The organism is Enterovibrio gelatinilyticus, from assembly GCF_028683095.1.
Taxonomy (GTDB): domain Bacteria; phylum Pseudomonadota; class Gammaproteobacteria; order Enterobacterales; family Vibrionaceae; genus Enterovibrio; species Enterovibrio gelatinilyticus.
The window spans coordinates 1-8,580 of the sequence record NZ_JAJUBC010000056.1; the positions used below are offsets into that span (position 1 = coordinate 1).

Annotated in this window: 7 protein-coding genes and 1 pseudogene; all 8 read left to right on the forward strand. The window is 39.6% G+C overall.

The genetic code is table 11. The features are described from left to right. Positions 1–265 precede the first annotated feature (265 nt). Positions 266–2,464 (forward strand): toxin-antitoxin system YwqK family antitoxin, encoded by a 2,199-nt coding sequence (locus LRP50_RS24890; RefSeq protein ID WP_274167090.1) that lies wholly within the window; start codon positions 266–268, stop codon positions 2,462–2,464. Between the two features lie 59 nt (positions 2,465–2,523). Next, the gene (locus LRP50_RS24895; RefSeq protein WP_274167091.1) at positions 2,524–4,737 is read left to right on the forward strand and encodes a hypothetical protein; all 2,214 of its coding nucleotides are present in this window, start codon (positions 2,524–2,526) and stop codon (positions 4,735–4,737) included. A gap of 550 nt (positions 4,738–5,287) precedes the next feature. Further along, positions 5,288–5,464, forward strand: a pseudogene (locus tag LRP50_RS24900) (RHS repeat-associated core domain-containing protein); the annotation flags it as partial. Between the two features lie 163 nt (positions 5,465–5,627). Further along, positions 5,628–6,116 (forward strand): hypothetical protein, encoded by a 489-nt coding sequence (locus LRP50_RS24905; protein WP_274167093.1) that lies wholly within the window; start codon positions 5,628–5,630, stop codon positions 6,114–6,116. A gap of 584 nt (positions 6,117–6,700) precedes the next feature. Then, complete coding sequence (locus LRP50_RS24910; RefSeq protein WP_274167094.1) at positions 6,701–7,042, forward strand: hypothetical protein; 342 nt, start codon at positions 6,701–6,703, stop codon at positions 7,040–7,042. Positions 7,043–7,121: 79 nt separating this feature from the next. Further along, complete coding sequence (locus tag LRP50_RS24915; protein WP_274167095.1) at positions 7,122–7,625, forward strand: hypothetical protein; 504 nt, start codon at positions 7,122–7,124, stop codon at positions 7,623–7,625. Between the two features lie 84 nt (positions 7,626–7,709). After that, the gene (locus LRP50_RS24920; protein WP_274167096.1) at positions 7,710–7,988 is read left to right on the forward strand and encodes a hypothetical protein; all 279 of its coding nucleotides are present in this window, start codon (positions 7,710–7,712) and stop codon (positions 7,986–7,988) included. Positions 7,989–8,160: 172 nt separating this feature from the next. After that, positions 8,161–8,448: a barstar family protein gene (locus LRP50_RS24925; RefSeq protein WP_274167097.1), complete on the forward strand. Its 288-nt coding sequence runs from the start codon at positions 8,161–8,163 to the stop codon at positions 8,446–8,448. The last annotated feature ends 132 nt before the right edge of the window (positions 8,449–8,580 follow it).

An 8,580-nucleotide genomic window follows, 5' to 3' on the forward strand; every position in this document is an offset into this window, starting at 1 on the left:
GGTATCAGTCGCGAGTCGTTGAACAATAACGGGACCATATCGTTCAGCAACGCTGCATTCATCTTGGTGAGCTGTCTTTGAGCCTTGAAGCACTATCAGATGAAACTGACAGATTAATGCGTTTCTTAAAGTGTGTGTCCTATTTATTGTTTCACATCGAATTATCTTAAATCTGGGATGATATATTATTTTCGATATAGGAAAATAGAGCTTAATCTCTCAATAAACACTGCAACCTTGTCAGGAGAATTTATGGAGTTCATGGGTGTTTAAGCTAATTTCGGTCGCAACGCATATTTTTGATAAATTTTCATTCGAGAGTAAGTTAATCATCAGTTTAGCGTTAGTCTACTCAATAATGGTAGGGCCATTGCAAGCTTCGGAATTTCCGTTCGCCTATTTAGATGATGCTCTATTACCGACAGATAAAGCTTCTGCATCATACCAACATTCTCAATTTGAAAGAGGTGGTGAAGGTAATTTTCTGGTCAAGGTTTACTACAAAGAGAGTAAACAGGTCTACTTAACAACCACAGGTCAGCTGGACGATACTGGAACGCTCGTCTACCAAGGTGACTATACCTTTTCGTACCCGAACGGAGCTCTCAAAGAGAAGGGCCATTTTGACGAAGGAAAACGCGACGGTGAAGTGATAGCCTACCGACAGGATGGGACGATTTCTGAGCAGAGCACTTACGATAAGAGGCTGTTAACAGAAAGATTACTGTTTTCATCTGATGGTAGTGTTTCTAGAAAAGACACCTATGAGTATGACCCTGATAATAGCGATAATTACACCCATCACTCAAAAATTGGCGATAATATTATCTGTACGTCTTATTACGTGAATGGCTTGAAAGACGGTATACAAGAAAGCGAAGATTTAAGCTTAAAACTAAAAATGTTTGACCCTTATGTGGCGGGGGAAAGACACGGCCTTGTAGTGGTGTACATCAATGAAATGAAGAGGCAAACTCAATATTTTTCTCACGGGAAAAAGCACGGAAATTATTCTAAATATAATGAATCCGGTAATTTGATATATGAAAGTAATTTTCACAATGGTCTAGTTTCAGGTGAGACAAATTACTACTTTGATAACGGTAATCTGTCGGAAAAGCGTTTGTATGGAGAGAGAGAACGCTTAGTATCTTGGGAGAAATATTTTGAAACTGGCCAACTAAAGGAAAAAATGCAGCATGATGAGGGAGGCAACATACACATAAAAGAACTTGGGACGTTAGGGCAAACTGTATCGACCACATTCAGACCTCTTGATTCTCAAGAATGGAATATAACTAAAGACTTCGGTTTTGGCGGAGCTCTGTTGCAGATTATAAAAAGCAAAGACGGCCAATTGGAAAAACACATTAAGGTTTTTTACCAGAACGGCATCATCAAAAGTGAAAGGATAGATGATGACAATGGTCGTTATGTAGAAAGAAGATGGAATGAAGATGGTACATTGACCACTGAAACTATTTTGCCAAAAGATGAAAGAAAATGGAATGTAAGGGCCAAGTATTATGGTAATGGTGCGTTAAGACAAGAAATAAAAGAATTAATTAGTGAAAGAAAGTACTTACTCACTCGATATAGTGATACTGGAGAACTGCTTGAAAGAACCCAGAAAGTTGACGATAAACGAGAAGGCATTCAACTTTACAACAGTTATGGAACGATTGAGCATACTGAATTTGAGAATGATCAGCCCCATGGCAAGTATGAAAAGGTAAATGCAAAAGGCGAGTTGCTTGAAGAAGGAGTGTATAAACGAGGACAAAAGCACGGCCTTTGGCGGCAAATAGATGTAAGGTTTTTGCCTATTCCTCGAGAACTCGGTATCGGCGACATTGAACTCAAGTTAGACCACGTAGTGAAGCGTTCCTCGCTTGAAATTGAATATCAAAATGGTGCTCTACACGGAATCTATAGATTTACAGATCAAGATGGCGTTCAACGTATTGCAGGTCAGTTTGATGCGGGCACACCAATAGGAAATTGGATGGTACGCACCAGCGCTGATGGACTCGTGATATATAAGAACAATACGAACAAGCCTGACGCAGATGGATATCGAGTTGAAGCTAATTTAGAAAAAGCGTTGGTGGTACAAGGAACTTACCTTGATGGTCTTCGTACCGGCAAATGGCGAGCTTTCACATATTTTGGCGAACTACAACTTGAAGGTGTATTTGAAAGAGGTGTACCAGTCGGCGTATGGAAACGCTTTTATCGTTATACCCGCGCGGTTGAATGCAACATGAACTACAAAGACGGTTATCCCCTAGGCCGTTGGCAACACTTTAATAACGAAGGTGAAATGGTGTGGGATAAGTACTTGGATTTCAGATCTTCTTCATCTAATACTCAAAACCCAAATTGGTCTCCTCGACGGGATCATAATGATATCCCTTGGGCTTGTAATATTAATGTGCCTAATGCCTTCTTGTTAGAAGGTTGAGCTGCATCTTTATGAAACATTCTCACCGAGAAAAGCATAATTGTTATAAAGGAATAAATTTGAAGATGTTAACCAATAGATGGAAAGAATGGGCTACGTTGATGGCTCTCAGCTTTTTGTTAGGTTGTACAGAAAACTCTGTCTTGGATTATCAGCCAGAAACCGACGCACCTACTCAGTATTATGCCCAGGTAGAAATTAAATTAACGGCACCATTCGATTATCACAGCGATATAAGAGATATTGCTTTTACAACTCCTTTTTCGCTTAAGCCGCTACAAAGGGCTGAATCAAATGAAAAAAGTGCTCAGGTTACTATCTATGGTGCAAGTTTCTCCGCAATCCAAGGGGATGAAGAGCCATTCTTCAGTTGGATAGACGAAGGTCTGCGGTTGAAGAGGAAAGGTGATGCTCTATTTTCCTTTGAGGTTAGTAAAGAGCAGTCGGCCATCGCGAGCAAAATGACGAATACAGCAATGCTCGGCTATATGAAAGATTTGCATAAACATGGTGCTATGGGTTCATTGTCCATGTTGCCGCCAAGGATTGGACTGGACGTTGGGTCCACGGTAACGGAGCTTTTTTCATCGGGTTTTCAAACCACTTATCGTGTTGAATTAGCCACAGAACAACGCATACGCGTCGGATTCAGTGGTAGCAACCCCAATGCTGATCCAGCGATTTTGGACCAAGAGTCGACACTGGGTTCAAACCAAATTGTCCTACCAAGTGATAACATTGTCGGTTGGGCTGACTATGAGCCTAAAACAGGCAAATTGATTCAATTGAGAGCAACGTTTGAAATCACGGTTGATGAGTCAAAATATGAGTATATTCAGGGTGTTGTTTTAGTTTCCAATGAGCCGATCATGGAGCAAGAAGACAAACTACGTAGGTTTAAAAATCCCCTCGCTAAGCAGTCAAAACTCCAGAAACAGGCAATGGAGGCTATACCTATTAATTTTAATCAAGCAATTGAGTATTCGGTTGACGAGCATACTTATGAGTGGGGTGCCACAGCTTTTAATATCGTAGCAACTCAAAAGGGCTTTTTTCCGCCAATACTGAGCAATTACCAATTTCTGGATAAGCATGGTCAGCATATTGAACAACACTTTTTTGTTGATGACTACCGATTCTACCGAGCCTACTCAGATAGAGCTAAATTTGGTGATTCTGATGATTTTGACGATGACAATTACATTTGGCTTAGCGAGCCTCAGGAGAGTAAAGTCTCTCCATCCTATCTTCAGCTAAGCTACACACCGACAAATTATAGAAAACACACTCAAATTATACCTATAGAAGAAGGCAAGGTTACGTTTACCCACCCAGAATTTACACTTGTTGGTGAATTGCAAAGATACGATACGGTTTGGAGTTTTACTTTAACGGAGTTAGCAGACTCAAACGTTGCATACTATTCCTTTGCTAACAAAGATGAAAAGGTCAGAGTGAGTGATTTCAAATGGATTGAGCCAAAGAAAGAAGAAGATGCGAATATAGATTTAATTGGCGCTATCCCATCAGTTTGGCAACATGCAACATTGGGAAAGAGAACGTTTCAATATGTGATCTGGTTTGACAAAGAACCAGCGGAAGGTATTCCGTTTACTTGGTATGAAAAGCCTGTAACACAAACAGTTAAGATCCCTTTGAGCCAAGCAGTGAGAAGCGTCAAAAACCAAGCGCCTATCGAAACGATCTACGATAGAAATGCTATTACGGGTAAGCATTCATATCCCACTCTATTCATCACGCCACATCAAGTGCACCTATCTATCAAACCCGAGATGGTAAAACTGTGTAATTTAGATGTAGTAACGGGTGTGTACCGAGGCTCTGATACTAGGTGGTTAGTGGAAGACGATGTACGTTGTAATGCCAAAAGTGGACTTTGTCGTTATCCCCTTACTGCATACAAAGGCTCAGTTCAGTTCTTCTACGATGAGAAGGTGCAGGTTAGTTTAGCGTGTTCAACTGGCAATCCCTCTCCACTAATGAAAGGTAAAGATTACAAACAGATAACACCTTGGCTTATTGAGCTCAAAGGGGTGTATAGCGAACTTGACTGGGAGGCCGCGAGCAAACGGCTACAAGCGTATGATCAAGACGACAAAGTATTGCAGTGGGTAAAGACGGCTGACAATGCTGATTTTGATATGCCTTTTCTTAAAGCCTGGGGCGATATTAATAGTGTTAAAGATACAACATTGGGTCAATCTGAGCTCCTAATTGACCAACTTGTAGAGTTTGCACCCACACCTGAATAATGTGCGATTTTGATTGGCTAAGCGCCCACTAGCACAAAGCCATACTAAATTCCCGTAGACTGACAAATAACAGACAGGCGAATAACACCAATTTGGTATTTATTAGACGTTGGGAATGTTTGACGATGCTAGCTAGTGGGAATACGAAGTCCACACAATCGCTTTCGTCCTAATGAAGGCAAGGCTTCTTTGATGGAGGATTCTGTGCCAATCAGAGTCCCCTTTTCTTCTTGCGCATACGTATCACGTCACGCGAAAGAATCAAATCCTAAATGATGAAGAATCTCAGGCTCTCGACTATCAATATAACCGTGCTTGTCTTCTCGGCTTTGACGTCCTGTCCAATTGTCCACTTCCCCTATGCTAAACAGTCTAAACTGGAGTTTTCTGCCACAGAAAATGCAGGAGAACACCATGAAGAAGTCACGGTTCACTAAATCACAGATTGTCAGAAATTCAACGGGACAGGCTACCTAAATAATCAAAGAGCTCATCACCCTTTAGAACAACTGGGACTGTCGCTTTTAGAAACGGCAATGTGATGAAAAAACACGTTGAGGAAATCGTCAATCCTCTGCGTTTTCAAGGGCAATATTTCGATGAAGAAAGCGGTCTACACTACAACCAACATCGCTACTATAGCCCAGTAATATTTAGGTTCATAACCTCCGATCCTGTCGGTTTGGCTGGCGGGCTAAATAGCTATCAATATGTAAAGAATCCTTTATCATAGGTTGACCCATTAGGGTTAATGATTTGATGTGAAGAGGATATAATGGTTACTTTGAAAAATAAGCCCACCCTGACAATCATCATTACTATTCAAGAATAGTCTTTGATTGAAAATAATGAGATGAAAGAGGTTTAACTCCATAAAAAGGAGAGTAAATATGTCATATAGCTCTGAGGATGTATCAGACTTAAAAAGCAATCTATCTTCCTACCCAGGCATTGATTACTTAGGTGATGTTAAAGCTTATGATGGTGAAATATTATCATATTGGAGACCAACAATAGGCCTTTATAATGGGTTCGCACAGATAGATATAAAAGGAGATTTTTCTGAAATAGCTAGCCAAGCGTCTAGACTACTATGGAATAAAATCAACGAATTTAGCAGTGGAGATATTGAATTGTTATCATCCATTGATTCATTTGAAAACTGGATTAGTATTAGAGTAGAAAATGGGGTCAATATCGTTGATGCATTTGAACTCTATGAAGAATCTCCTGAATTTGTAGCTATAGATAAAGATAGAAAGTACTTGATTGCCATTCATTCTGAAAATATATCAAACCATACTGACCAGTTATTATTATACTTCTACAAGTTAGAAAAAAATGGAGATAGTTCAATTGGTTTTATAAATCATAAATAATATTACCTTCATGTTTTAAGTGCGGAATTAACTCTACTCTGGATTCATAATTAACAAGTGAAAAACAATTTAATTGATCAGAAAAATTAAACAATAAAAGAACTCATCATAATTTAAACTTTTCCCACCGAACGAATTCAGGGTGTTTATCTTGGATTCTATGTCTAGAAAAGAGAATTGAGTGTGTTGGCAACGGGTTTAGTGACAATCTGGCAGATGAAAACCACCGACGCTGTGTTGGTTGCAAATGAGCGTTGCTGTAGCCGAGAGTGAGTCGGTAATCGAAATCCACAAAGGCGTTGTCGCCAAGCAAAGGTAAGGATCCTTTCTAGTCAGCAAGGATCTAGGAATTGAACGCCCCAACAAGCCGACTACATGTCTCACTTAGAAAACCAAGATATAGCGGTAGACATAATTGCTGCACACAACAAGTACAATGCTGCCACATACCCTCACCTTGCTGATGAGAGAGCGAATCTATATCCTGCAACTAAGTACGGTCACCAACACAGGTGGCATGGTGGCAACTTACAAAACTCCACACATGGAAAGCCCTTAAACCCGAACATACCTGAGGAATTTGAATGTCAAAAATTTCTATATCTGTCGCTAATTCCGTTGACAGCTTAGAAGCAACGAAGTTTCTACACAGATTACTCGGGATGTCTCTGTCCACAGCTAAAACTTGCCTAAATAATGGCAACAATGGAGCGTTTTTTAGTGGAGAGATTTTCTTAAATGATCACAACGAAATAGCTGATAAAATTAGAAAAATCATATCTTTCTTTGACACACAAAATATTGAAATTTTCATTGTGGAAGTAAACAGCGATGTGGATTGGGAAGGCGCATTCAATGAATCTAACAGGATATCAACCTCAGCCATGTTAGATATTCTTGGTGATGCAGATGGCTGTTTTCATTAAGTAGTCGTGAGGATATAACCTTTGAGACAGTTGCTAAAACCGTGGCCAATCTTGGTTACCACTACAAACCGAGGTAATAATGACATATGAAGAGTTATTAACGAATATTGACAATACCTCATGGTTTACGAACTCAGGTAGTTATCGTTCTTCGGGTAATACTATAGGAATTCCAAGTTTAAGCGCTTGGAACGACACGATTTTTGAAGAGTCACTAAGAGCAGAGATGAAAAAAATTGCTAGCTCTATGGACTGGTTCCCTTCATCTAGAGATCAAAAAGATCCATTCCATGGACAAGAACTAACAAAAAGAGTCGCTGCAGTCGAAGGTGGAAAGACCAAAGTAATGGCTGCCTACAAAGTCGCTTCAAAAAAGCTCTCGAATTATGATAAAACGAAGTTTGTTAGTGGGCCTCATGACTATTCAATTACCGCTAAAAGTGCTGCTCTTTATTGTGTCAGAATGGCGGCGATGGAGTGCTTAAGCAATAATCAAGGCGTTTGGGTCGAGGTGTTTAAGGTTTACTCTCAAGGTTATTGGCCATGCGGTTTACTGCCCGATAACAAGTTAGTGGTTTACTAAAAACTAGGACGCTGACTATCACTAAATACAGTTGGAAGCGTGAGGAATGTAGCAGTAGGTCTTTGTCTGAGCGAGAAATAATATATGCGCTTTGAAGAAGATATACTCCCCCCTAAAGACAAAACTGGCATACCGCAACACAATGACTGGGGCAGTCGCTTTAAGAAATCCATAGTAATTTACGATTACACAAAAGCAAATGATAGAAGTTATCGAGGAGACCCGGCATGGTCTAATCTTGACGTTCTTTTTATGATCATTATTGATAAAACAAAAAAACATCAATTAGTTCATAGATATAAACATCTAGGACTTTCGTTTTTTAAAAACAAAAATTCGGCCTCGCACCTTTTAATTTATTAGGAGTAATGAGAAAATTTAGATATAGTTAGCACTCATTAAAGCAACACCATCCTAAATCTACGTCGACAGACAGATATCAAACATACAAAACCACCAACCTAGCGCTTGTTGACTCCTGATCACTATGATTCAGTGACTTTGATCGGTAGATGGAAAGGTTGAGGATAAATGAATGAACGTTATTATCCATGGCAATGAAATACATTCAGAGCGTGATTTTCATAAAAAGCTTTCAGAGGCATTCGAATTCTCTGCTTACTACGGTAAAAATTTAGATGCACTATGGGATTATTTAAGTACAGAAGTAGAAAGGCCACTCTCATTGATTTGGAAAGATTCAGAGTTATCTCAAAGATTCATGGGTGATGATTTTGATAAAATTGCAACGTTGTTAGAACGTGTTGTAAAACAAGATATCAAGTGGGGATTGGATGATAAATTTGAGGTGCATTTCGACTAATTTTTAGGCTCCCAGACTATCACCGTCAGAACCGGTGAAAATAGGTGGAACACACATCCTTAGAAATACAGAAAATCATCTAAAATCAAATGCATATTGTTCTGTTACATGTCCTCCCAGAAACACAACTGG

Excerpts from the sequence above, each read along its gene's own strand:
- LRP50_RS24905 (WP_274167093.1), top strand. The coding sequence starts at position 5,628 with ATGTCATATAGCTCTGAGGATGTATCAGACTTAAAAAGCAATCTATCT.
- LRP50_RS24925 (WP_274167097.1), top strand. The coding sequence starts at position 8,161 with ATGAACGTTATTATCCATGGCAATGAAATACATTCAGAGCGTGATTTT.
- LRP50_RS24910 (WP_274167094.1), top strand. The coding sequence starts at position 6,701 with ATGTCAAAAATTTCTATATCTGTCGCTAATTCCGTTGACAGCTTAGAA.
- LRP50_RS24915 (WP_274167095.1), top strand. The coding sequence starts at position 7,122 with ATGACATATGAAGAGTTATTAACGAATATTGACAATACCTCATGGTTT.
- LRP50_RS24920 (WP_274167096.1), top strand. The coding sequence starts at position 7,710 with ATGCGCTTTGAAGAAGATATACTCCCCCCTAAAGACAAAACTGGCATA.